Genomic DNA, 25,546 nt, shown 5'->3' with positions numbered 1-25,546 from the left:
TGCTTAGGGCTGTTAAACAAGCTTATTGCTTGCTAGATATAGCTATATTCAGAGTGTTGGTTTCTGATAAGGCTGTTTTTCGGCTCTATGGGAGTGGTAATGCTCAATTGCTGCTACTTAGGGCTGTGGAACAGCCTTATTGATGTGGAATTAACTAATTTCAGCGAATTTGATCTCTGATAAGGCTGTTTTTCGGCTCTATGGGAGTGGTAAATGCTCAATTGCTGCTACTTAGGGCTGTGGAACAGCCTTATTGTTGCTGGATTTGAGGACCCGTCTCTATCTCCGCCTCCAGCTCCTGCAAACGCAGGAGCAGCATCGGCACCGCGACGAAAATGATCATCGTCGCAGCCGCAACAATGCCGGAGTCATTCAGCAGCAGCGCTGCGATGGCTCCGATCATATTTGCTGAGAACCCGTACATCCAGTACGGGTTTTTGTTTTGCCATACGCGGAGTCGGCCGCTAGGACGCAGCACCAGCACGGCCATCACGAAGAGGCTCGTGATGAGGACCTTGCTCCACGCGGATGCCCGCAGCAGATGCACGTTCATCCGCAGCTTGCGCTCGATCAGATGTCCGATCTGATCGAGCTGCCCGGCGCGCAGCGCGTGGAACGCGCGCCCAACATGGCTCTCCCGCGCGGCAGCCGCGGGAGAATCAGCGCTGTTGAGCAGCCACAGCGCCCCAAACCCAAGCGCGAGCAGCACAGTCAGCAGGGCAGCGCCCCTGCCTAAGCGCAGCTCGCGCCAGCGTTCGCCGGCGAAGCAGTACACGCCGGCTACGCCGAAGGCAACCGCGGCGCTCAACGCGCCGCCCGCGTTCGCGCCAAGTGACGGTGCCGCCAGGCAGCCCGTCACAAGCAAAAAGCACGCGATCGGCGCAGCCGCGCGCACAGTCACAGCCCCAAGCCCCCTGCCCCGCAGCGCGGGACTCAAAGCATCATGACGGCGCTGCAAAGCCGCCGTCACCGCAAGCACAAGGGCGCCAATCAGCACGCCCATATATTCATTCCCGATGCCATAGTAGCGGGCGCCTATCATCGGGTCATAGCCCAGCAGCGAATATTTCATCGCATGCGAGCCCGTGCAGACATCCACCATGAGCAGCCAAACCGTGCCATAGGCCAGCCAGATCATGCCTGAGGATAGCGGCCATTTTTCCAGAAAAATAGAACAAAGCAAACAGCCCACGATAAAAAGAACGATCATCCATAAGATCGCGCCTTCTACCCCCAGTGCATTCGTCAAAGGAAGCACCAACAATCCCAAAAGCAGCATAACTGCTGGCGCTACAAGCAGAGAGTAGAGCAACGTATGCACGACTTTTCGCCCAGGCATGGCACCTTTCCACTCCTCGGCTCGCTGTGAATCTGCCGCCTTTTTTTTCATCCATAGGACATACAGCAAGCCGACAAGTAAAACAACCATTTCACACGTCACAAAGGGATACAAAAGCAGAGGGCGGCTCCGATAAATCGTCTGCATACTGCTGAGCTCCTTCTCAAGTCCCGCCAGAGCATTCGCCTTTCTCATGGTGGATAAAGGAATCCCATTAAGCCCCGACGGTAGAGGGATATTAAATTCATCAATCAGCGTACTTGTAAAATCAGATGCCGTAACCACACCCGGTCTGCGTGTTGAATCCGAAACAAGAATTCCCGCTTGAGAATCCACCGTGTAGTGAAGGAGCGGGGACAAATACGCTTTGCTTTTAGCCGCTTCACTATGCACCTCCGGTGAGAAAATCCAAATGCTCTCCCGATCTGTCATTCTGGCTATCCGCTGACCAAGCCACTCGTCCATCTCTTTTAAAATTTGCCCCTTCAGCTCGTCGAATCGGGCTTCAGAATAATGGGCCTTATCCGCATAAAGCCTATTCAAATCAGCCAGTTCAATAAGCTGAAGGCTTGGTTTCTCACTTTTGCCCCCTAATGCAAGCAATTGTGCATAAGCGGTAGCTATGCCATAAGGTCTATCCACAGCTGAGGTCATGATTTCATTTCCGATAAATCCACTATCCACATAACCATCTGAATCCATGAGCATCATCGGACTGTATCGCCGTGTTTTATCCTCCTCTATCGTCGTTCTCTTGCCCCAATCACTGTTCCCGATCACAGAACGATGAATGCCATATTCCTTCAATAGACTGCCAAGCAGCCCAGGTCCATAAGTCAGCTTCCTGTTCAGCCGCTGCAGCCTGACTATATCGGGTACGATCAGCAAATCCGCTTCGCTTCTAGGACTAGCTTCTCCTATATTACTGCCAACATAGCGTTTTCTTACATCCAATATGGGAGCACCCCTCCAGCTTTCCTTGGCTGCAAAAGCCTGCACGTCCGCAATGCCCACTGATGGTTCGCCCGCACCTAAAGAGAGATACACATCGCGCATCCCTCGATTCGCTGTTCGTATATTCATGGCTCCAATCCCCCCTTTCTCCGTCACTTGACGAAAATAAGGCAGCTTGGCCAGTTGCTCTGATCGCAGCTCCAGAAAAGAGAGGCTAGGTATCGAAACCACCGTCACCTGTTTGGATGAATCTTGTTTGTGGATGGCTGGCTCATTTTGAGCCCCCATTCCCTCCGCGCTTGTGGACAACTCCAATAAAATAGTTAAGATACCCACAATACAGGTTATTTTCTTCCATTGCATACGTTAATCTCCACCGTTTTTGCTTTTAGCATTTTCCAGCAAGCATAAAAGTATCCACCGACGGATTGTTCCGACAATTTAAGAAGGTTTATCTAGAGCACCTAATTCTTATCCACATCGTTATCCACAAAAAAAGAGAGGCGAAAACCGCCCCCCTCTGCACTTTTCTATTGTTTTCCACACACTTATCCACATTGTCCACAAAAATTTGTGAAAAAGTTATTCTTTTCTTTCACCCTTTGAAACCGTTGGCAAATCTGGTTTTCCACTAGTTATGCACATTGTCCACAGGGCATGTGTATAACCTTGCTCACAAGCTGTGTATATATCTAAGTTTTCTTACAATTTAAGATAAAGCTTTGTTTAAGAAGCTGTCGTTGTCTCCGTTGTTTCTGCCGGCTGCCTTTGCATCCGAATGGCTTGATTGCAAGCCGAGATAAAAGCTTTCGCCACAGCAACAAGAACATCCTGATCAATTCCTGTATTCTTGTACGTTTGGCCGCCTACAGAGATGGTTACCTCTGCTTCTCCGGTTGCTTTTTCACCTGTGGATAACGAATGAAGCTCCAGGTCGGAGAAATCCACTTCCATTGGAATCGCTTGGCGCAGACTTTGTACGATCGCTTCGATCGGGCCTTCTCCAGTCCCGGAAAACGCTTTTTCTACTCCAGTCTGATTGTCCCTAACGGAAACGGAAGCAACTCGCTCACTATCACTATTGGAAACAAGCTGTACATGGACCAGCGAGAATGGCTCCATTTGCCCATCTACGGTTGAACCCACAAGTTCCATCAGTTGATCGTCTGTCACCATTTTTTGCTCGTCTGCTTTCTCTTTGAAACGGGTGTACAGGCTTTCCAGCTCTTCTCCGGTCAGCTCGATTCCGAACTGGCCTACGCGATGCTTCAGGGCATGACGGCCTGAATGTTTGCCAAGAATGATCATTGAACGCGGAATGCCCAGCTTCTCCGGATCCATAATTTCATAGGTATTGCGGTTCTTCAGCAGTCCGTCTTGGTGGATGCCTGCTTCATGCTGGAACGCATTGCGACCGACAATTGGCTTGTTATAAGCAATCGGGAAGCCCATGATGCGGCTGATCATTTTGGACGTGTTAAAAATCTCACTAGGCACAATGCCTGTTTCTACGCCCATCGTATGTTTACGAGTCTCAATCGCCATTACCAGCTCTTCAAGTGAGCAATTCCCAGCACGTTCCCCTACGCCGTTCACCGTGACTTCGACATGCGTGACCCCGGCTGCAATGGCAGCAAGACTGTTCGCAACCGCTAGACCAAGGTCATTGTGGCAATGCGCGCTGTATTCGACCGTATCGCCGCCTCTGACACTTTGACGCACTCTGCGGAACATCGCTCCGTATTCTTCCGGCAGGGCATAACCTACGGTATCTGGGATATTCAGAATCGTAGCTCCTTCCGCAATGACCGCTTCCAGCACTTCAAAGAGGAATTCATCCCCAGTTCGCGTTGCATCCATCGGTGAGAATTCGATACGGTCCACGAATTGCTTCGCATAACCAACCATCGAACGAGCCATCTCGACCACTTGCTGACGGGATTTGCGCAGTTGGAAATCCAGATGGATATCCGACGAGGATAGGAACATGTGAATTCGGCGTGAGGCTGCATCTTCGGTCGCTTTGACCGCAGCGTCGATATCCGCCTTCATCGCTCTTGCGAAGCCGCAAATTTCTACCGTGTGCAGCTCGCGTGAGATTTGCTGAACCGCTTGGAAATCCCCTGGACTCGAGATCGGGAAACCCGGCTCAATGGTATCTACACCCATTTTGGCCAACTGTCTCGCGATGCGAATTTTCTCTTCCGGGTACAGGGATGCGCCAGGTGCTTGCTCACCATCTCTCAGTGTTGTGTCAAAAATGCGAATGCGTCGATTATTGTTAGTTTCCATTGTTACTTCCTCCTTAGGTTTGGGGCCAGTGGGCTGGCTAAAGTTTGGTTACAGTTTTCTGCCGATATACATCAAATGGGAGGATACGCCTAACACATATGGACTTTCAGCCATCGCATAAATCGTATCCAGCATTTCATTGAATTCTTCTTCTCCCTGAGATCGCCAGTAGTCGAATTGCTCTGACTTGAAAGCTCCCGCTATGCTTGATGAGCCAATTAGCTTAAGACTTTGGAAGCCATGTGATTCCATAAAAGGCTTAATTTCATCAATTTCATAGAAATAAGCGCCGGTGAATCTGCCTTCGTCCGCATGATTGAATGTGCCGGTTTGAGAGAATGCTTTAATCGCGTTCATCTTGTCATTCGGTTTCCAATGCTGAGGGGCTGCGAGTGAAGTCATGATATGTCTTATCCTTGTCATGAATGCGACGAAGATGAAACCGCCGCTTTTGGTAACACGATGCAGTTCATGCACGGCAGACTCACGATCTTCTTGTTTTTGCAAATGATATAACGGTCCCAGCATCAACGAGGCATCAAATTGCTCATCATCCAACATGTTCAAATTCCGGGCATCTGCGATGTGGAAGTCGTTGAAATGTGCGGCAAGGTTTAATTCGCTCATTTTGGCTGCGGCCATTTCTACGAGCTTGGGCGTAAGGTCCGTTAACGTAACCTCATAACCACACTGGGCTAAAGCAGCGGCATATTTGCCAGGGCCTGCGCCATTGTCTAAAATATGCCCATTCTGCGGCAGAAAGCTTCTGATGTAGTGCCAGTTGACCATAAATTCAACAGGCTCTCTGTCGAGTCGTCCCCATTCATCAAATCTGCTGTAGTATTGGATCACTTCATCCATGGCGCTTCCCCCTTAAGTCGATTCGCAAACGACAAAAAGACCCGTCATCTCCACATAAGAGACGACGGGTCTTCACCCAGCGCGGTACCACTCTTGTTGACTCCGAGTCACGGAGCCCACCTCAGATGCAGTCAGCAAGGTTGCTGCCAGCTGCATCACCTGATCACGGAGGTCATCCGTTCCTCCCTAACAGCTTCGTATTGCTGCTGCTCAGGAGGACCGCTTCCAAGCGAGTTCAGGGATTTCACGGTCTGCGTCGCATCAACCCGCAGCTTTCTGTACCGATCCAGTGAGCCCTTACTACTCTTGTTCATTGCGTTTATGTTATATTTTGTTCATTTCAGAACAACCAAAAAAGCCTGCCATCTCTTATATAAGAGACGACAGGCTTGAACCTACCGTGGTACCACTCTAATTGATCCGAGCTGCTACACTCGAAACCACTCATGTACCTGATCACGGGGGTCAACCGTCAAGACCTACTTGGGTGCTGGATCCTTGGCATCCTTATCAGCCTTACCGCTCCCGGGCGAGTTCAGGTTCTGTTTCGTCTGTGCTTTCACCAAGCGCACAGCTCTCTGAGCGAAACTGTTCATCCTTACTATTCCCGTTCGTTGCGTTTGAAAGTATTGATTGTGATTATAATATGCCATTTTGGCAAAGTCAATACCGTTATCTGAAAATTTATTTTATTGCTTTTCCTGCTCCTACCACTCTTCGAGCTTGAGCTGCGGCTCGGCTTTCAGCTCCATCGAGTCGAACTCCTGCTTGTCCCACTTTAGGAAAGCGGCTGCGCCTATCATCGCAGCGTTGTCCGTGCAGAGGCCCAGCGGCGGCACCAGCAGCGGCACATTCAGCTGCTCGCAGCGCTCGGCCAGCCTGCTGCGCAGCCCTTTGTTCGCGGCGACACCGCCCGCGAGCAGCAGCTGCTTCGCGCCGTATTCCCGCACGGCGCGACTAGCCTTCTCCACAAGCACGTCGATGACGGAGGCTTGGAAGCCCTTGGCAATCTGCGCCACTTGAACGGCCTCGCCGCGCATCTTGCTTTGGTTGACGACGTTCAGCACAGCGGATTTCAAGCCGCTGAAGCTGAAGTCGTAGGAGTCTGCCTCGAGCCAGGAGCGAGGCAGCTTGATTTCGGATTCGGCTTCCTGTGCCAGCCGATCTACGTGCGGTCCGCCCGGGTAAGGCAGGCCCATGGCGCGGGCGATTTTGTCGTAGGCCTCGCCAGCCGCATCATCGCGCGTACGCCCGATGATGCGGAACTGGCCCGGCCCTTCCATGAGAATCAACTCAGTGTGTCCGCCGGACACCACGAGCGAGATCAACGGATACTCGAGCTCATGCACCAGTTGATTCGCATAAATATGTCCCGCAATATGGTGCACACCAATCAGCGGGAGATCCAGAGCGCAGGCAAGCGCTTTGCCTGCGACAACACCGACTAACAAGGCCCCAATCAATCCCGGTCCCTCTGTTACGGCAATCGCAGACAGCTCCTGCAGCGAAATGCCTGCTTCTTGGACGGCTTCCTCGAGCATCCATGTGATAGACTCCACATGCTTGCGGGAAGCGACCTCTGGCACAACACCGCCGAAGCGTTGATGGGTTTCGATTTGGCTGGAAATCACATTAGAACGAATGATTTTACCATTTTCGACAATTGCCACAGAGGTTTCATCACAGCTGGTTTCGATAGCCAAAATATAAACCGGTTTGCTGCTATATCGTTCTCCCCTATGTTCTGACAAATCTATCTGTTGTTCGTTATCTTTCGTCACACTCTTCACCTGCTGAAAGCCTCACTCACCGAGACTATCCTTTCTTCGCTTAGGCAAATCCACCCACATAATGACAGCATCCTCGCGGTTATCCGTATAATAACCTCTTCGCACGCCTACAGAGCGGAAGCCGACTTTTTCATACAAATTTTGCGCTACATAATTCGAGGCACGGACTTCAAGCGTCATACGAATTGCGCCTAGGAACGCGGCTGTTTTCATCAATTCCCGCATTAAACGCTCACCCAGCTTGCGCCCTCTAAAGGTGCTACGGACAGCAATATTCGTGACATGCGCTTCATCCATAATAAGCCACATGCCGCCATAACCGGCAACCTCGCCTTCAATGTCCATAATCATATAATGAGCGAACTGGTTGTTGGTCAATTCGTTCTCGAAAGCGCCTTTCGTCCAAGGTGTCGTGAACGCTTCTTGTTCAATTTCGCAAATAAAAGGAATGTCCGCCATCTGCATGGAACGGAACACCATCGCATTCTCCATTGTCTGTGGCTGACGCTGCTCCATGAATCAATGATCCCCTTTCTTCGTTACAATACCAGCTAACAAATTAGCCTCTGCTTCCGGAAGTCTCGTGTAATTGGGCACAAACGTATGCACCTCGGCCTTCTCTCCTTGAAGCAACCGCGGATAGGCAAGAAGACCAATGTAATGAGCTTCAATGCCATAGGTCCGTTGATTGACCAAGCCCTGCCACTCTTGCGCGAATTGATCAAGCTCAGCGGCAAATCCCTCTACCTCGCCGACAAAAAGGATTTCCTTCGGTTCCTTTCCTTCTTCAGCATCAGCAATTAAAGACAAGATTTGTGCCGTCCAAGGGCCGATCACGCGAATACCGTCTGGCAATATTTCTCGCCAAGTTGCGGAGAGCGCATCATCATCCGTTACTGGAGAAGCGTCTTCGAAGGCGTAAACAGCTGTGAAAGCTTGCCTGCGTCTGCCATCCAAGAGCGGAACCACCCATGTAGTACCACGACCGCTTTTATCTTCATTTGGATCTTTCATTTCATTGAAATCTCGCGCTTTCACAGCACCGCCAAGTGCAATAGCTTCCAAACTGGATATTCCAATCAGATCGAGGCCTAACGACCAAGCAAAGGTTTTGGCTACTGATACCGCAATACGAACTCCTGTATAAGAGCCAGGACCTTGTCCCACAGCAATTGTTTGCAGATCCTTAGGCTTAAGATCAAGCTTAGCTAATAATTCTTGAATGTGGGGGATCAGCCCAATGGAATGATTGCGTTCCGCGTACGAGCTAACCTCGCCCAGCAGTTTTCCATTATCCAAAATAGCTACTGTCATTGCAGAGGAAGAGGTATCGATGGCTAAGCATCGTCCTATTGATTGTGTCCGTTCAGTCATCGTAAATGTCCGTTCTCCTTCATTTGTACACACCAGCTCTGATACGGATCTCCGTGCGGAGTCAGGTGAAATACTCTGGTTTGATCCCCTTGTAGGGCAATCGTGATAGCAAGGCGGGCGGGCGGCAGCAAATCTTCAATTAAGCTTGACCATTCGATCAGCGAAACACCCGCTCCATAGAAGTAATCTTCCAATCCGAGCTCATCCGCTTCCTCTTGGGAAATGCGATACATATCCATATGGTAGAAGGGAAGCCCCGTTCCCTCGTATTCTTTAATGATTGTAAAAGTGGGTGAATTCACTGTATCGGCAATGCCCATCGCTCTGGCAAAGCCTTGTGAAAATCTGGTTTTCCCCGCTCCCAAATCGCCGTCTAGCGTTAGAACTGCACCAGGCAATAAGAATTCCGCCAGCCATTCTCCCAACTGATCGGTATCTCCCTCGTGCCTTGATACATAGGTAAATGTGGATTGAGTCAGTGATCTCATCCCTTTCTTTCCGTTTGCGCGTGCTGCTCCTATTATAGTCCCCGCAGCAAGGCAACAGCAACTCTGTCATGAAAAAAAGCCCGCCCCGATATGTCATCGGAGCAGGCTTATCGTTCTTCGGAAGACTAGTGAACCTCTTCCAATTCTTGCACGGTCACTAATCTCGCATCAGCGGGGTTTTCTTCCGCATGCACTTTGGCAATGGCTTTGCTTGAATCGACACTGTCAATCCAGACAGGCACCCCATTCAGCTCAACCGTAATCTTCTCATCAGCCGCTAAAATCTCTTGCGCGCGGTGAACGTTCATGGCTCATCCAGTACGGATTCCGGATGATCCATCGTATCCGTCGTAGAGGACTCAATTAATCCATTGTGCATGGTGACGTTGCCGCCGCCAAGACCTTCGTTAATCATGCGGTCAATATCCATGAAATAATCTTCTTTCCCTTGATGGTTCGTATCTTGTGTAGCTTTTGAATCTTGTGCCATCCGTGAATCCCTCCTATGCGTCATCAACTTTCTGCTTTAACGTACCCAGCCGAGTGCCAGTCCATTCTCTTAATCCTCTGCCGTATAAAGGAAACAAATCAAGAGAATACTAGTACAATCAAGGTTTCTGGGGAGGAAAATCAGCATGCATACGGTTTGGAAAGGCGCCATTAGTTTCGGGCTTGTTCATGTGCCTGTGAAAATGTTTTCAGCTACGGAAGATAAGGATATCTCCATGCGCTACATCCACAAAACTTGCATTACCCCTCTATCCTATGTTCGGAAATGCCAAACTTGCGAAAAAGAAGTAGAGTGGGACGAAATTTCCAAAGGCTATGAATACGAGCCAGGACGCTTCGTTCTATTTGAAAAAGATGAATTAGAAACGATATCCGGAGAAGCGAACAAAGAGATCAAGATTCTGGATTTCGTCAACTTGACTGACATTGATCCTGTTTATTTTCAAAAAACCTACTATCTGGGGCCTGGAGATACGGGGGCAGGCGCCTATAATCTGCTGCTGGATTCCATGCGGCAAACGGGCAAAATCGGCATTGCCAAAGTCTCTATCCGCTCCAAAAGCTCACTCGCCGCCATTCGTGTTATTGAAAACTGCCTCGCTATGGAAACTATCTTTTATCCTGATGAGATACGGCCGATCTCCCAAGTTCCGAATCTTCCGGACAAAGTGACCGTCAACGAGCGTGAGATGGAAATGGCCAAGATGCTGATCAACCAGCTCTCCACGCCTTTTGAACCGGAAAAATACAAAGATGAGTACCGCGGACGTCTCTTGGAAGCCATCGAACATAAAGTCGCTGGAGAAGAAATCCAATCGGCACCTGCGCTGCAGAAAACGAGCGTCATCGACCTTATGGCCGCGCTCCAAGCCAGTCTGGATGCCACAAAGTCAGCAGATGGCAAAGAGGATCATAAAATCACGCTCGAGCAGGATGCCAGTGTAAGCGAGGTTAAGAAGCCTAAGGCGAAGACAACAAGAGCCAAAAAAGTCAAAGAACCGACAACTTGAATGACGAGGACACATAGACAAAGCGCTAATTCTTGTATGCCAAGGACTAGCGCTTTTGCTTTCATTTTGGACTATACCCTATGAACACAAGCGGGAGGTGCTGATTTTGGATTTTATGCCTTTAACGCCATTTGAACCCATTAGTACGGACGAATTGCCTTCGGGTGGCGAGTGGACGGGCCAAATCAAGTGGGATGGCGTGAGAATGTTACTATATTTTGACGGCCAAATGACCAAGCTTATTAATCGCAGGAGAAATGAAAGAACGCTGCAGTATCCCGAACTAACACAACCTCAGCATTTTTGCTCGGCCGATTCTATCATTCTCGATGGAGAAATCATTGCGCTCTCAGATGGAAAGCCCTCATTTTACGAAATTATGAGACGGGACAGCGCCCGAAAAGCAAGCACGATTGCCCAAGCTTCTCAGCAAGTTGCGATTACCTATATGGTTTTTGACATCCTCTATTTGAACGATAAATGGCTCACGGATCTCCCGCTTAAGGAAAGACAAGCTGTCCTTCAGGATGTGATCAAACCTAGTCCCCATGTGCAGTTGGTCACGAATCACACAGATATCGAAGGACTTTACAAGGTTGTTCTCGCCCATGACCTAGAAGGTATTGTCATCAAGGACCTCAACAGCAATTACTTGATTAATGGCAAGGATAAGCGTTGGCAAAAGAAGAAGATTTTTAAAGATCTGTTTGCCGTCGTTGGGGGAGTCACTTATCGGGGGCAAATGGTGAACTCTCTTTTATTGGGCCTGTATGATGAGTTCGAACAATTATGGTATATTGGTCATGCGGGTACTGGCAAACTTACTGTGAAAGACTGGCAGCAGCTCACCCGTCGCATTCAGGATATGCGGACTACAGATCGACCTTTCAGGAATACTCCTGATCGAGAAAAAGAAGCCATTTGGATTGAACCTAAGATCGTTGTTAAAGTGAGTTATTTGGAATGGACACCCAATAGAACGTTGAGACACCCTAGTATTCAAGCCTTCATGGATGTCTCGCCAAAAGATTGCCATATGAATCAAACTTGATCCCCTCATCCAAGCACATAAAGGAGTAATCAGATGACGACAGAAATGGGTACGAAAGAGAATCCATGGAAATTAAAGACGCCTCCGCAAACTTCGGAGTACGAAATGTACAAGGATGAAAAAGACGGAAAAGCCATTCTCGTTTGTACCGTAGGGAAAACCGTTTTGCATTATGACTATCGCTGCATCGAGGATCTAACTGCTATGCTTAAGCAGCACGGCGATTGGATCGAACTCGGAAGCGCGGATGAGCAGAAGCCGGCCAAGGAAGGCACGGTTGAGAGCTGGGGGCGCTCTACCGAGAATCCGGTTGGCGGATGGTACGGTTTGAAAAAAGGGCTGCGCGGCCGTTTCGGTATGTACATCCCTCCATTGATGGAAGAGCTGAAATTGGCGGAAGTGGAGCACAATCCGAGAAATAATCGGATGAGAGCCATCTAGGCTCCATACGCGAAAAGAAGGTGGACTCGTGTCCGCCTTCTTTTTTTATGATTTTAACGTTGCCCGATGCCAGCGCTTGTGTGGACATGCAATTTGCAATTAGACTCCTTTTTCCCTTCGAAAAGGAACTGAGGTCCCTTATTCGACTCAAAATCGGCTATTTGCAGCTGAAAGGGAAGTAGGTTCCCTTATTTCACCTCTCAAGTGTGAAATTCCTGCAAATTGGACAACTTAGCGTACCCCAGTTCCGTCTGACTAGCCAAAAGGCTGGTTTGGGGATAAACAGAGGAATATAGTTCCCTCTGAGGGGTTTATCGTCGGATTCAGCCAGAATTCGTTGGATACGAGGGCTGGCTAATAGGGCTGAAAAACTAGCTATTCTGCAGGTGATTATGGCTAATCGAGCGACTGGACATTTTATAAGAAATGACGAATAGCACGGCTGCTGTGATGCACAGCACAAACAATATTAAGTACAGAAACGGCGCGCCCATATGGTCAATCAAGATGCCTCCGAAGGCGCTGCCAATAATTCCGCCTAGACCAGTTGTAATGGCCGCAAATACGGTTTGGAAGGTAGCCTGTGTCTCGTCCTTGGAATAGCTTTTGACCATTTCCACCGTTGCACTGGCGAAGAATGCGTAGGCCGTTCCGTCGAGGAGCTGGGAAGCCAGCACCAGATATACATCGTGCGTGAAGGCCAGTGTCAAGCATTTGACCGCGTAGCAAGCAGCTGCCATACAGAGCACAGGCAAGCGACCAATTTTGCTATTCAGCTTGGCAGATACCCAGAACATCGGAACTTCAATAATGGCCGCTATCGCATAGGTGGTGCCGATCCAGGCTTTATTAAAGCCCATCGTTTTAAAATAGATTGGAAGAAATGAAAAGTTAATAGCAATGGACAAATTCACCAGCAAGCAAATCCCAATAAAGCGCAGGAAACGCTTATTGCTTATCACCTGTTTGGCCTGATCGAACATGGACAGTTTATGTTCAGAGGCCTTGATTTTGGGAAAAAGAAACAAAACAGCCAGAACGCCTGCATTGATGAACAGAAAGTAGAAAAAGATGCTCCCATAACCGGTCCGCTCGTAAACAATCCCCGTGACAAAGCTAGCCAGCGAGAAGCTTAGAGCCCCCCAAAGTCGAATACTGCCAAACGAAAACCCTGCTTTGCTGCCAATTTCTACAGCGAGTGAATCGCTTAATGAGCCTGATGACGATTGGAACCACGGGAAGAGAACAGAGAAGATTAATAAGGCAAAGTAGGCATCAAAGAAATAGAAGCCAAATGCCAGAATAGGCGCCAGAACGGTACACAGCATCAATATTTGCCTGCGATCGTTCAGACGGTCATTCAACATCCCCATGATGGGCTGAGCAATGACACTCGTTAAGGCCCATAGAGATAAAAGCAGCCCGATTAAGGTAGAGCTTATTCCCTTTTCACTTAAATAGAGGCTAAGGTACGGCATCAGCGCAGCTTGCCCCAAATAATAAAGAAAATAGTAGGACGCAAGACTTTTCACATACGAATCCCCCTTCGTGCACCAATAAAGCAGGCGCACGCTACTGTTATTAACAGGAACCTGCGCCTACTAAATCTTATTCTTTTCCCATTACATTGGCAATCAAAATCGTTGCTCTGCCTGTCACTTTAGGCTTGATTAAATTGCGGCAAAAAAGCTTTGTTCTCAGCAAGTATTTCATCCAGCAATGGCTTCGCAATATCGACGGAGCCTACCAGAGGGTGAATCGTCAGCGCCTGCAGTGCAGCATTGTAATCGCCTTTTACAGCCGCTTCTACAGCCAGCTCTTCGTATGCTTTCACGATTTGCAGAAGGCCTCTAATCTTCGGATTCATCGGCGTTGTAATCTGTACCGGTTTCGGGCCGTCTGAACTGATCACACAGTTTACTTCGATGGAAGCATCGTCTGGCAAGCTTGGAATTGTGCCGTTATTTCTAACGTTTACAATTTGAACGTCTTTCTTGTTGTTGTACATGGAAGAAATCAAATTGAGCGCTGCTTCCGAGTAATAAGCGCCTCCGCGCTGCTCTAATTGCTTAGGCTTAACCGCAAGCTCGGGATCTTTGTACAGCTCAAACAGCTCGGTTTCCACTTTTTTGACGATTTCCGCTCTAGTTCCCTTGGTAGCGACTTCTTCCAGCTGTTTCTTAAGCATTTTTTCTTTCATGTAGAAATAGCGGTGATAGCCGCATGGAAGAGCGCCAAGCGATTGGATGAACTCTTGATCCCAAGAGAATCCCGGGATATTTTGCATCGTAAACTTGCTTTCCCCAGATGCCTTGAACAAAATATCGTCTGTACGGTCTTCGCCATCGACGAAAATTTTGGTCGTCCAGTTCAAATGATTGATACCGACCATTTCGATATCGATCTTGGATACATCCACATCCATCAGGCTGGCAATTTGCATTTTGGTTTCAATCGGCAGATTGCATAGCCCGACTGTACGCACGTTGGAGTACTTCAATACCGCTTCGGTTACCATCCCGGCTGGGTTCGTAAAGTTGACCAAAAACGCGTTGGGAGCAAGCTCTTCCATATCTTTGCAAATATCCAGAATGACTGGAATGGTACGCAAGCCTTTGGCAAATCCGCCTGCACCTGTTGTCTCTTGACCGATACAATTGTATTTAAGCGGAATCCGTTCATCGCGGCCCCGCGCTTCCAAGAGGCCTATACGCATTTGTGTCGTTACGAAATCGGCATCGCGAATCGCCTCGCGACGATCAAACGTTAGGTGCAGATTAATCGGCACGTTCGCCTTTTCCAGCATCCGCTTCGCCAGATTACCTACGATTTCAAGCTTCTCTCGCCCTGCTTCGATATCCACTAAGTACAAATCTTTTACTGGCAGTTCCTCATAACGCTTGATAAATCCTTCTATTAATTCTGGGGTATATGAGGACCCTCCGCCGATAACTGCTATTTTCAAATGTGGTTTTTTCATTGTTCATATCCTCCATTTACACGAAATTTCCGGTGCGTCTCTTCTGTCGTTGGAATCTGCAAATGGTCCATGGCTAGCAAAATCGCGCCATATACCGGCGCTATCTCCGGAATAATCAGTTCAACGCTCGAATTCTCAAGCTCTAAAGTTTTCCGTAATTCTTCTAGAAGATAAGGACTGCGTCCCTTCTGAATAACGCTGCCAACAAGCACGATAGGAATGGTTTGACCCTCTAAACCGCCAAGTTTGCGAATAACGGCATTTCCCGTAATGCCCAGCTCTTGGCCTGCTTCTTTCAGCAAGCGAATAGCGAGCAAATCCCCTTCATCCGCTGCTTCATGCAAGGCGATTGTTAATCTACCTTCTCGAATTTGATAGATTTCACGATCTAAGAAATCATCAATGAGAGCTTCCATAGTCGGGAAGCCGAAGTATTGAAGCAGCTTTTGCGGCAAAATCGAGGGAATTTCTCGCCCCTCCCACGACCTGACAGCTGTTCTGAACATCGTCGTTGCCATATAGTTCCCTCCGAGATTGTCGCCAAACAAGTAACCGACTCCTCCGACCTGAACCGTCACACCAGCTTCATTCCGTCCAGCCGCATTCGTCCCGCTGCCGCAGATGAGCACGACACCGACATTGCGAACACTGCCTGTTCGCAGTCCCTCCATCGTATCCGACACCAAATCCCAGGGTGCCAAAGGAATTTGCGAGATGGCCTGACGCACAATATTGTAATCCCGCTCTCGGTCTAACCCCGCCAAGCCATATTGAGTAAACGCAATATCGGAATAAGTCAACTTCGCCGCTTGCAGCGCTAAATCAATCGACTCCTTGATATGCATGGCAGCTTTGTCGATGCCGATCACTTGATGATTGCATGACCCGGATATACCGCTGCCAATTTTGTCGCCATTGCTATTCACAATGACTGCATATGTTTTGGAACCACCGCCATCGACACCGAGAATGTAGGTATCGCTGCTCATTCTTTCACACCTCCGGCCGTTACGCCGCCGATAATATATTTGTATAGGAACAACGAAATAATGACGGGAGGCAATGAAGCTAGGAATCCTCCTGCTGTCATAGCACCCCAATCAATACTGTGCTTGCCGACAAATTCAGCGATCATGACTGGCAATGTTTTGGACGCATAGGTTTGGGTGAAGGCATTGGCAAAAAGGAATTCATCCCAAGCATTCAAAAAGGCAAAAATAGCTGTCGCCGCAATCCCCGGCATGGATAATGGCAAAATAATGCGAAACATCGTGCGAAGTCTATTACAGCCGTCCACATAAGAGGCCTCTTCCAGCTCCTTGGGGATCGTCTGAAAATATCCAGCCAGAAGCCATACGACGTAAGGCAAGCTGAACGATGTATAAGAGAAAACCAAAGCCCAGACGGAATCAAGCAGCGGCGGCGTTTGGAATAAGACAATTCCGGTGAAAGGAATATCGATCTTAATACCATCGCGAATGATGATGTAAAGCGGCGTAATAATACTAATGGATGGCATGATTTGCACAGCCAATACGACGAACAATCCCGTTTTGCGAAACGGAAATTTAATACGAGAGAACGCGTATGCCGCAAATACACCGACGAAGATAGAGATCAACGTAACCAACACGGATACGACAACGCTGTTTTTTAACGCACTGGCAAATACAACCGCATTGCTGCCTGTGAGCAAGCCGATATAGTTTTTCAACGTTGGCGCATGCGGGAAAATATGCCCGTTAATTAGCTCAATTTCTAAGGACAACGAGGATGAGAACAAGTATACGAAAGGGCCGAGCGTACAAATCGTCAATATAATCAAGCCAAGCCACAAATAAAACGGCGAAAATAAATCGGTACTGGAGGCCTTGAACAACTGCTTCCATTTCTTATTTTTCGGTTGCATGCTTTCACCTCCGAGCAGCTAGTCTTCTTTTTTATTCAGCAAACGTATATAAATGATAGCCAGTATGAGAATGACGATCGAAGTCATCCACGCCATGGCCGATGCCTTTCCGAGAAAGAAATAGCGAAATGCATTATTAAAGGTTAAGTAAGAAACGGAAGTGGTCGCATCTCCGGTGAAAACCGTCAGTACATCGTATACTTTAAAAGCACCCATTGTCCGCAGGACTAGAGCCATCATTAATGAAGGGATAAGTTGCGGAATAGTAATAGAACGAATTTTCTTCCAGAAGCCTGCTCCATCAAGCATTGCCGCTTCGTATAAATCAGAGGAAATAGACTGCAGTCCCGCTAGCAAAATAATCGTAATAAAAGGCGTCATTTTCCAAACGTCTGCAAGGACGACGAAATAAATCAGATGACTGGAATCTGCCAGCCAAACCGGATTCACATCCGGAGCAAGGAGATGAAGCTGATGCAAGATTACCGTTAAGCCCCCGTAATTAGGCGTTAGGATCCATTGCCACGTCAGACCGTTAACCAACGTCAACAATGCCCAAGGGATAATGATAATCGCTCTAAAAAACGATCTTCCCTTAAAAGTCTGATTCAGCAGCAGTGCGCTAACGAAGCCAAAAAACAGTTCCAACACAACGGACAATAATGTGAATATTAGCGTTCGATTCATCGAAATTTGGAAATCGGCGCTTTGCAGAACATCCAAATAGTTTTTGAACCCGACAAAATAAGAGCCTGTGCCGTCCATCGGATTGTAGTGATAGAAGCTCCAAACGACGGTTTGATAGACAGGAAAAACAAATGTTTTTACGAGTAAATACGCAGTAGGCAAAATGAATAAAAGCGCCAATAGCACGTTTTTCTGATCATGATTTAACGCCTTTTTTTTGCTGTTGAAGGTTTTATTCATAGATCCTCCCTATGGAGAATTGCACGGGCAGCCCTCTATCGGAGAGCACGCCCGCTCAATCTCGTTTATCATTTTGTAGATTCAGCAATCGCTTTCTCGATTTTCTGAGCAGCATCATTCAATGCGTCTTCCGGTGTCTTTTTGCCTAATAGTGCCTCATGCAGATCTGCTGCCAAAATGTCGGACCAGTTGACATAACCAGGTGCATTCGGACGATCGTGGCCGTATTTATATTGTTCGGAAATTTTTCCAATCGTTTTGGTCGAATCCGCCGCGATAAGCTCTGGATCTGTGTACAAGCTTTGCAGAACCGGATATTGCCCTTCGATTTTAAACTCGTCCAGTTGATATTCTTTTTCGCCAATCCATTTCAGGAAAGCCAAAGCTGCCTGTTTGTGCTTGCTGCTCTTCATTAGAGCCAAGCCCTCAGAGCCTGTTACAGCGGAAGAAACGACATTTCCTTGACCAGGCATTAATCCGACATCCGTCTTATCCACCACATTGGATTTCGCCGGGTCATTCAAATCCGGATAACGGCCCTCCCAAGCGCTGATCATCGCCAGCTTGCCAGCCGAGAATGCACGCGTAACATCTTCTTCCGACCACTGGAGACTTGCAGGATCAACGGTTTTATCTTTATTAAGGATATCAACCATATATTTAAGCGCGTCTAGAGCGCCGCCTTTATTGAAGGATGGCTTGCCGTCTTTATCGAAGAATTGACCGCCAAACGCATAGGCCAAGCTGACATAATCCGTAATTAAAGCCTCGGACTGTTTCCAAGACCAACCCGATGCATAGATGCCATTAGCCGTAAGTTTCTTGGAAGCCTCGCGGAACTCGTCATACGTTTTGGGAGCATGATCGATGCCTGCTTTGGTCAAAAGCTCCTTGTTCCAGTAGAAATGCTTCGTTCCGGAATACCAAGGCATCGCCACGAGATGTCCATCATAAGAAACTGAACTAAGGGACGATTGCGTAAATTGACTTTGTACTTCTTTAGGAACGACATTCGTTAAGTCTTCAGCCAGATTTCCTTTGAAAAATTGTCCCGCCCATATCGTATCCATTTCCACAACATCAAGATCTGCGGAGTTCGACATCGCGGAGATCGTGATTTTGGAATATAAGGAGTTATAGTCGACACCCATAATATTAACTTTAATTCCCGTCTTATCCGTGAATTTCTTCACCATATCGACACGTGGACTTTCTGCGCCCTTGGATACCGCCCAAAGTACATTAATCTCTTGACCCTTCAACGAAGCATCGCTCGTTTTGCTCCAATCCAGCACGTTCGCAGCCTGTGTGGCTCCGCCATTTCCTTTGTCTGTACTTTTGGCAGGAGTCCCAGCATCAGGTGTACCCGAACAACCAGCCAGCAGCACCAAACTCATCGCAGTAACCGTCAACACTTTCCATTCTTTCTTCATACGTACACCTCCGAATGTTATTATTGCCCATTTTGATTTCTAAACGGTAAATGACAAGGAAAAACACTAAACGGCGATGAGCACTTCCCTCGACCAACACAAATTCACTAAATTCATATTGTTGTTATTACAAATTTACCCAGTATGCTTCTCTAATTTTGAAGTTCCCCCCGAAATTTTTTCTTAGCAGCCTTGAAATCTTGATATAAATCGGTATAATTCATATCGTTGTAGTAACAAATTTAGATACAAATTTTCTTGTAATTTGGCTGCCTTGATAAATCGAGTATAGTATGGTTCGAAAAATGTGTCAACAATAATCACACAAAATATTTTATGAAAATGATGAAAACGGTGTCTTTACTGGTTTTTTTAAGTTTGTGTTATGTTTCATGACATTACTACCTCTTATTTCATGGAATATACCTAAACCACGATAAAAGATCCATTTTAACAAATTCTTTAAATCATATTGTTGTTGTAACAAATATCATGGTATGATATGAGCAATACGTTTATATTCGGAGGTTTTCTTCATCATGAAAAAAGATGGCATTGCGCTTTATTATACAGTCAAGGAAAAGCTTCACGAAATGATTGAAGATGGGAACTACGCGCCAGGGCAGCAACTGCCAACAGAATCAGATCTTTGCGAGAAATTCGGCGTCAGCCGCACGACGATTCGACTGGCATTAAATCAGCTCAAATTAGAAGGACACATTTATCAGATCCAAGGAAAAGGCACCTTTGTCTCTTTACCCAAAATCGAGCAATCGGTCGCTCCCTATCGCAGCTTCAAAGAGCATTTAAAAGGCCGCGGCCAACAAATTGAAACAAAGGTGGTCGAACTTACCGTCGTTTCTGCGGATAAGCGTCTCGCCAAAAAGCTGCAAATCTCTGAGCAGGATGCTGTCTTCCGGCTTGAGAGAATTCGCTATGCAGATGGTCTTCCCTTGCTGTTCTCCATCACCTATATTCCCTGGAAGGTTACCCCAGGACTTACGAAGGAAGAGTGCTCTGGTTCGCTGTATGAATTAATTAGAAACAAATTTTCCATTCAGCTGTCGCATTGCGCGGAATCCATCGAACCTATTTTACTCGATGAGACCATCTCAAAGCATTTGGATGCACCCATTGGCGCACCTACCTTTCTGCTAAATACAGTTACGTACTCGACGGATAATATACCCGTAGAATATTCACATGAAATATTCAGAGGAGACCGTGCGAAGTTTACCTTCGAGCGCAAGCTGTAATAAACAGGATTGCACGACAAAAAGCCCTTACACAGGGCTTTTTGTCGTATATCGGGGGCAGAGAGACGGCAGGCTCGGTTGGCATTTCACGTGGAATTGCCTCTTCCACCAGCTGAGACTGCCTCTTTCGCACGCTCGGAGCGGCTTGGACGGCTTTCACCCGTTGAGACTGCCTTTTTGGTAGGCTCGGCTGACTTTTCGTGGGGATTCCCCTCCTTCACGAGCTGAGACTGCTTTTTTCGCAGGCTCGGAGCGGCTTGGACGACTTTCACCCGTTGAGACTGCCTTTTTGGCAGGCTCGGCTGACATTTGCGGGAATATTGCCTGCGAACAAATATTTTTACAAATTCTCAACTTTCACATATAATCAAATGATTATATACTAATTTCACATTAAGCCTGATACAAACAATTTGAATCTGTTTAATAGAGGAGGAAAAAAGTTTGATAGATATCGAGAAGTTATCGGATGTATGCAAGCTGCTCGGGGATAAAATGAGACTCACGATCCTTTCCCTTCTGCGGGAACGCGAGCTATGCGTTTATGAGCTTGTTGAAATTCTGCAAACGAGTCAACCCAATGTGAGTCAGCATATGCGAAAGCTCAAAGATGGCGGTTTGGTGAAAGAAGCCAAGAAAGGCCAGTGGGTATTTTATTCGCTGAATATTAACGATAAACCATATTTGCATGAGTTATTTCAACATCTGCCTTCTCAGAAGAAGGAAGTGGATGCCGTTTCTTGTGAAAAGCTTAATTGTTGCGACTAGGAGGAAGTCATGGTTTTTTTAGCAATCAGTATTTTCTTGCTTACACTCTTTTTTGTCATCTGGCAGCCCAGAGGCTTAAGTATCGGATGGTCTGCTTCGGCAGGTGCCATTCTCGCCCTTCTTTGCCAGGTTGTTAGTCTTCAAGATGTTGTTACGGTAACAGGCATCGTTTGGAATGCTACCTTGGCTTTTGTGGGAATCATCCTAATCTCCCTCATCCTCGACAGCATAGGATTCTTCGAATGGGCAGCTTTGCATATGGCACGTGCGGCCAAAGGAAACGGTAAAGTCATGTTCGTCTATGTCATTCTGCTCGGAGCAGCCGTTTCAGCCCTTTTCGCGAATGATGGCGCCGCGCTGATTCTGACTCCCATCGTCCTAGCTATGGCAAGAGCTTTAAAATTGCCCAATCCGATGATCCTTCCGTTCATTATGGCTAGCGGATTTATTGCTGATACAGCGTCTCTTCCATTCACAGTGAGCAACTTGGTGAACATCGTATCGGCTGACTTTTTCGGGATTGATTTTACCACGTATGCGAGCCGAATGGTTGTTGCCAGTCTCTTCTCCCTCATTGCAAGCTTATTAGTTCTATTTGTCTATTTCAGGAAAGATATCCCTTCCCAGTTCGAAGTTTCTGAGCTGAAACGTCCAGCAGACGCCATCAAAGATGTGCAGCTTTTCCGCTTGTCATGGTTAATTCTGATTATCCTGTTAGCTGCGTATTTCATCAGTGGTTTTATTAAAATTCCGGTTTCATTCATTGCCTTAACCGCGGCCTTTTTCTTCATTCTCATCGCTCGCTCCAGCAAAGCCATTGAAACGAAAAAGATTATCAAAGATGCGCCTTGGACGGTCGTCATTTTCTCCATCGGCATGTACGTTGTTGTATACGGTTTGAAAAATGTCGGTTTAACGGACGTTCTCGGCGAATGGATTGGCTATATGTCTGGAAAAGGACTTTTTGCAGCCACCATCGGCATGGGCTTCATCGCGGCGATTCTCTCCTCGGTCATGAATAACCTACCGACTGTTTTAATTGATGCTTTAGCCATCCAAGGCACACAAACAGAAGGAGTTTTACGAGAAGCCCTCATTTATGCCAATGTCATCGGCTCGGATTTGGGACCCAAAATTACGCCGATCGGCTCGCTTGCGACCTTGCTATGGCTGCACGTTTTGTCCAAAAAAGGCTTGAAAATCACGTGGGGCGCTTATTTTAAAATGGGTATCGTGCTTACGGTTCCTACTTTGTTTATGACATTAGTCGGCTTGTATATATGGTTGCTGATGGTTTCATCATGATTCGATAAGGGGATGTTCATATGAACAAAAAAGTTGTCTATTTTCTTTGCACAGGAAATTCATGCCGCAGCCAAATAGCAGATGGGTATTTAAAAGCTTTGGGCAGTGATAAATACGAAGTGAAAAGTGCGGGTCTGGAAGCCCATGGTTTAAATCCCAGAGCTGTTGCCGCGATGAAGGAAGATGGCCTTGATATTTCGCACCATACTTCAGACGTCATTAACCCTGAGATTCTAAGCCAAGCCGATTACATCATTACGTTATGCGGTCATGCCAACGACAACTGTCCAGTTGTCCATAATGCCAAGGCAGAACGCTGGCACTGGGGCTTTGACGATCCTGCCAAGGCCGTGGGAACAGAAGAACAAATTACAGCACAGTTCAGAGAAGTCCGCGATGCCATTAAGCGGCGAATCGAACAATTTGTTAACTCAGGCAACTAGCTATTATTAGATGGAAGGCATATCGCCATGAGGCCCTTGATCGTTCACCCAAATCAAGGGCCTTGAGGTTTGTCTAACCTCATTACCGTTCAATCATTTGCTCCCGCTTAGGCCCTACGGAGATCCAACGAATAGGTGCTTGAATTAATTTTTCTATGGCGAGCACGTAATTCTGAGCGGCAATCGGGAGATTCTCAAACGTGCGAATATGAGAAATATCGCATTTCCAACCTGGCATGCTTTCATATACAGGCTCAGCCTGCTTTAACCGAGAGGTAGAAGAGAACTCTGTACTGAGCTCATTGTCGATACGATAAGCGATGCACATTGGAATTTCCTCCAAATATCCTAGTACATCCAAGTTTGTCAAAGCAACCTCAGTAGCCCCTTGTACCTGACACCCGTACTTGGTCGCAACAGCATCAAACCAGCCTACTCGCCTTGGCCTTCCGGTTGTTACTCCATATTCTCCCGCGTCCCCGCCACGTTTGCGAAGCTCCAAAGCTTCGTCTGTCATAATTTCAGATACAAATGGTCCCTCGCCAACACAACTGGAATACGCCTTCGTAACAGCTACAACTTTATTGATGGCGTACGGCGGTACACCAGCCCCAACTGCTGCGAACCCAGCTAATGTAGAGGATGAAGTAGTATACGGGTAAGTACCATGATCAGGGTCACGCAACGCTCCTAATTGTCCTTCAACTAGGATAGCTTGCCCTTTGGACAATGCTTCCTGCAACAGAACGGTTGTATCGCATACATAAGGTTTGATGAAGGCAGCCTGCTCCTGCAGCTCTTCCATTAACTGATCAACATGAAGAGGCGACTTGTTATACAGATGTGTCAATAGAATGTTTTTCGAATCCAATGCCATGTTTAATTTAGTTCTCAGCAGATTTTCATCAAATAATTCAGATACTTGAATCCCAAGCTTTGCATATTTATCCGCATAAAATGGAGCTATTCCCTGCTTCGTTGATCCAAACTTGCTGCTCCCTAAGCGCTCCTCCTCCAACTCATCAAATAGGATGTGATAAGGAAGTACGACTTGTGCCCGATCTGAGATGCATACTTTAGGCTCGTGTATCCCTCTTTTGACTAATTCCTGAAGCTCCATCTTGAATTTATTCATATTCAAAGCAACGCCAGGTCCAATGACGTTCGTGGTTTCTGGATAAAAAACGCCGGATGGCAGCAAGTGCAACGTAAACTTTCCAAACTCATTAATAATCGTATGGCCTGCATTGCTACCTCCCTGGTATCTAACAACAAACTGAGAATGAACAGCAAGCACATCTGTCAGCTTCCCTTTTCCTTCGTCTCCCCAATTTGCTCCTACAATAGCTGTAATCGTCATCATCAAGCACCATCCTCTGTTGAAATAACTTCCCATAACCAAGTATAATTACAACTAAATCATAAATAAAATTAATATTAGTAATATCATATATTATTTAAAATAATATCTTGGAGGCGGACTATGATTCACAATATGGAACTTTATCAAGTTTTCTATATCACCGCCAAAGCTGGAAGCCTCTCCAAAGCGGCCGAAGAACTCTTCGTTACACAGCCAGCTGTAACTCATTCCATCAAGCAGTTGGAAGCTAAACTTGGCGGCCAGCTATTTGTACGTACAGCCCGAGGGGTAACCTTAACAACAGAGGGACGCGAGCTTTTTACTTACATCGAACAGGCCTATCATTTCATTCAGAATGGCGAACGAATACTTACAGAGATGCATCAACTGACACATGGCGAAGTACGAATTGGCGCTGGCGATACCCTTTGCAAACATTTTCTGCTGCCACACCTCAAACAATTTCATGAAGCATTTCCGAAAATAAAAATACAAGTGACCAATCGAACGACCACCGAGACCATAGCTTTATTAAAAGAGGGGAAAATTGACCTCGGTATCGTGAATCTACCCTACTCGGACTCTCAAATCACGATCCAAGAAAGCGTAAGCATCCAGGATTGTTTCCTTGCCGGCGACATGTACAAGCATCTTGCGGAAAAACCGATTCCTCTTGAACAACTGCTTGAGCAGCCCTTGATTTTGCTTGAAAAAGGCAGCAGCACCCGAGCTTATTTGGATCATTTTGCCCAGCAGAATGGTTTATCCATCAAACCTGAAATTGAACTCGGCAGTGTTGATTTGCTGATCGAATTTGCCCGAAATGGATTCGGCATAGCCTGCGCAACCAAAGAATTCGTTAAACAAGAGCTACTGGATGGCGCTCTATACGAAATTCAATTAACAACGCCCTTGCCCGCCCGAAAAGTGGGGATTGTCACATTGAAAAGCACACCGCTTTCTGCTTCTGCCAATCATCTGTTTGAAACTTTGAAAGGGATACACACACGCTAGCGGATGTGCAGATCATTCAAAGACAAAAAGCCCTCGAA

The 25,546-nt window shown here is 47.2% G+C and carries 24 protein-coding genes and 2 other annotated features; of the genes, 8 read left to right on the top strand and 16 right to left on the bottom strand.

Annotated elements, in window-relative coordinates; all coding sequences use genetic code 11:
* Positions 1-250: 250 nt before the first annotated feature.
* The 9 genes from HQN90_RS10815 to HQN90_RS10775 form a co-directional block, all read right to left on the bottom strand.
* Entirely contained in the window at positions 251-2,656 is a 2,406-nt protein-coding gene (locus HQN90_RS10815; protein WP_173218091.1) for a hypothetical protein, read from the bottom strand.
* Positions 2,657-3,019: 363 nt separating this feature from the next.
* Positions 3,020-4,585 (bottom strand): 2-isopropylmalate synthase, encoded by a 1,566-nt coding sequence (locus HQN90_RS10810; RefSeq protein ID WP_079416022.1) that lies wholly within the window; start codon positions 4,583-4,585, stop codon positions 3,020-3,022.
* 48 nt (positions 4,586-4,633) lie between these two features.
* Complete coding sequence (locus HQN90_RS10805) at positions 4,634-5,446, bottom strand: class I SAM-dependent methyltransferase (protein ID WP_173218089.1); 813 nt, start codon at positions 5,444-5,446, stop codon at positions 4,634-4,636.
* Positions 5,447-5,500: 54 nt separating this feature from the next.
* Positions 5,501-5,769 (bottom strand) — a binding site (T-box leader).
* A 50-nt stretch (positions 5,770-5,819) separates the two neighbouring features.
* Positions 5,820-6,070 (bottom strand) — a binding site (T-box leader).
* A gap of 83 nt (positions 6,071-6,153) precedes the next feature.
* Positions 6,154-7,227, bottom strand: a complete 1,074-nt coding sequence (gene tsaD, locus HQN90_RS10800; protein WP_420851043.1) for a tRNA (adenosine(37)-N6)-threonylcarbamoyltransferase complex transferase subunit TsaD — start codon at positions 7,225-7,227, stop codon at positions 6,154-6,156.
* A gap of 21 nt (positions 7,228-7,248) precedes the next feature.
* Positions 7,249-7,752 (bottom strand): ribosomal protein S18-alanine N-acetyltransferase, encoded by a 504-nt coding sequence (gene rimI / locus HQN90_RS10795; RefSeq protein ID WP_079416026.1) that lies wholly within the window; start codon positions 7,750-7,752, stop codon positions 7,249-7,251.
* A 3-nt stretch (positions 7,753-7,755) separates the two neighbouring features.
* The gene (tsaB, locus tag HQN90_RS10790; protein ID WP_173218087.1) at positions 7,756-8,610 is read right to left on the bottom strand and encodes a tRNA (adenosine(37)-N6)-threonylcarbamoyltransferase complex dimerization subunit type 1 TsaB; all 855 of its coding nucleotides are present in this window, start codon (positions 8,608-8,610) and stop codon (positions 7,756-7,758) included.
* Positions 8,607-9,098, bottom strand: coding sequence for a tRNA (adenosine(37)-N6)-threonylcarbamoyltransferase complex ATPase subunit type 1 TsaE (gene tsaE / locus HQN90_RS10785; protein ID WP_173218085.1), 492 nt, complete (start codon positions 9,096-9,098; stop codon positions 8,607-8,609). Before tsaE ends, tsaB begins: the two co-directional genes overlap by 4 nt.
* 125 nt (positions 9,099-9,223) lie before the next feature.
* The gene (locus tag HQN90_RS10780) at positions 9,224-9,406 is read right to left on the bottom strand and encodes an H-type small acid-soluble spore protein (RefSeq protein ID WP_173218083.1); all 183 of its coding nucleotides are present in this window, start codon (positions 9,404-9,406) and stop codon (positions 9,224-9,226) included.
* Positions 9,403-9,588, bottom strand: a complete 186-nt coding sequence (locus tag HQN90_RS10775; RefSeq protein WP_173218081.1) for a hypothetical protein — start codon at positions 9,586-9,588, stop codon at positions 9,403-9,405. The genes HQN90_RS10780 and HQN90_RS10775 overlap by 4 nt, the downstream gene beginning before the upstream one ends.
* 145 nt (positions 9,589-9,733) lie before the next feature.
* Between HQN90_RS10775 and ku the strand changes: the two genes are divergently transcribed.
* From ku to HQN90_RS10760, 3 genes are all read left to right on the top strand, one after another.
* Positions 9,734-10,618: a non-homologous end joining protein Ku gene (ku, locus tag HQN90_RS10770; RefSeq protein WP_173218079.1), complete on the top strand. Its 885-nt coding sequence runs from the start codon at positions 9,734-9,736 to the stop codon at positions 10,616-10,618.
* Between the two features lie 106 nt (positions 10,619-10,724).
* Positions 10,725-11,669, top strand: a complete 945-nt coding sequence (locus HQN90_RS10765; protein ID WP_173218077.1) for an ATP-dependent DNA ligase — start codon at positions 10,725-10,727, stop codon at positions 11,667-11,669.
* Between the two features lie 33 nt (positions 11,670-11,702).
* Positions 11,703-12,110: a DUF6855 family protein gene (locus HQN90_RS10760; RefSeq protein WP_173218075.1), complete on the top strand. Its 408-nt coding sequence runs from the start codon at positions 11,703-11,705 to the stop codon at positions 12,108-12,110.
* 371 nt (positions 12,111-12,481) lie between these two features.
* Here HQN90_RS10760 and HQN90_RS10755 read toward each other — a convergent pair whose 3' ends face one another.
* The 6 genes from HQN90_RS10755 to HQN90_RS10730 form a co-directional block, all read right to left on the bottom strand.
* Positions 12,482-13,642, bottom strand: coding sequence for an MFS transporter (locus tag HQN90_RS10755; RefSeq protein WP_173218073.1), 1,161 nt, complete (start codon positions 13,640-13,642; stop codon positions 12,482-12,484).
* Positions 13,643-13,770: 128 nt separating this feature from the next.
* The gene (locus tag HQN90_RS10750; RefSeq protein WP_173218071.1) at positions 13,771-15,090 is read right to left on the bottom strand and encodes a 6-phospho-beta-glucosidase; all 1,320 of its coding nucleotides are present in this window, start codon (positions 15,088-15,090) and stop codon (positions 13,771-13,773) included.
* Positions 15,087-16,079, bottom strand: a complete 993-nt coding sequence (locus HQN90_RS10745) for an N-acetylglucosamine kinase (RefSeq protein ID WP_173218069.1) — start codon at positions 16,077-16,079, stop codon at positions 15,087-15,089. Before HQN90_RS10745 ends, HQN90_RS10750 begins: the two co-directional genes overlap by 4 nt.
* Positions 16,076-16,999, bottom strand: coding sequence for a carbohydrate ABC transporter permease (locus HQN90_RS10740; RefSeq protein ID WP_173218067.1), 924 nt, complete (start codon positions 16,997-16,999; stop codon positions 16,076-16,078). Before HQN90_RS10740 ends, HQN90_RS10745 begins: the two co-directional genes overlap by 4 nt.
* Positions 17,000-17,017: 18 nt before the next feature.
* Entirely contained in the window at positions 17,018-17,926 is a 909-nt protein-coding gene (locus tag HQN90_RS10735; RefSeq protein WP_173218065.1) for a carbohydrate ABC transporter permease, read from the bottom strand.
* Positions 17,927-17,994: 68 nt separating this feature from the next.
* Complete coding sequence (locus tag HQN90_RS10730; protein ID WP_173218063.1) at positions 17,995-19,359, bottom strand: ABC transporter substrate-binding protein; 1,365 nt, start codon at positions 19,357-19,359, stop codon at positions 17,995-17,997.
* 539 nt (positions 19,360-19,898) lie between these two features.
* Between HQN90_RS10730 and HQN90_RS10725 the strand changes: the two genes are divergently transcribed.
* The 4 genes from HQN90_RS10725 to arsC all read left to right on the top strand — a co-directional run bounded on the left by HQN90_RS10725 (position 19,899) and on the right by arsC (position 23,131).
* Positions 19,899-20,615, top strand: a complete 717-nt coding sequence (locus tag HQN90_RS10725; RefSeq protein WP_079416053.1) for a GntR family transcriptional regulator — start codon at positions 19,899-19,901, stop codon at positions 20,613-20,615.
* Positions 20,616-21,059: 444 nt separating this feature from the next.
* Positions 21,060-21,383 carry an ArsR/SmtB family transcription factor gene (locus HQN90_RS10720; protein WP_173218061.1) on the top strand — a complete coding sequence of 108 codons (324 nt, stop codon included), beginning with the start codon at positions 21,060-21,062 and terminating at the stop codon, positions 21,381-21,383.
* A gap of 9 nt (positions 21,384-21,392) precedes the next feature.
* Positions 21,393-22,688: an arsenic transporter gene (locus HQN90_RS10715; protein WP_173218059.1), complete on the top strand. Its 1,296-nt coding sequence runs from the start codon at positions 21,393-21,395 to the stop codon at positions 22,686-22,688.
* A 20-nt stretch (positions 22,689-22,708) separates the two neighbouring features.
* Positions 22,709-23,131 (top strand): arsenate reductase (thioredoxin), encoded by a 423-nt coding sequence (gene arsC, locus HQN90_RS10710; protein WP_173218057.1) that lies wholly within the window; start codon positions 22,709-22,711, stop codon positions 23,129-23,131.
* Positions 23,132-23,213: 82 nt separating this feature from the next.
* Here arsC and HQN90_RS10705 read toward each other — a convergent pair whose 3' ends face one another.
* Positions 23,214-24,491 (bottom strand): adenylosuccinate synthase, encoded by a 1,278-nt coding sequence (locus HQN90_RS10705; RefSeq protein ID WP_173218456.1) that lies wholly within the window; start codon positions 24,489-24,491, stop codon positions 23,214-23,216.
* 123 nt (positions 24,492-24,614) lie between these two features.
* On the opposite strand from HQN90_RS10705, the gene HQN90_RS10700 reads away from it, so the two are divergent.
* Complete coding sequence (locus HQN90_RS10700) at positions 24,615-25,508, top strand: LysR family transcriptional regulator (RefSeq protein WP_173218055.1); 894 nt, start codon at positions 24,615-24,617, stop codon at positions 25,506-25,508.
* Positions 25,509-25,546: the final 38 nt, after the last annotated feature.

Source organism: Paenibacillus alba, assembly GCF_013204855.1.
Lineage (GTDB): Bacteria > Bacillota > Bacilli > Paenibacillales > NBRC-103111 > Paenibacillus_E > Paenibacillus_E alba.
Note: the sequence above shows the minus strand (reverse complement) of the source record. Positions and strands in the feature narration are given on the sequence as shown.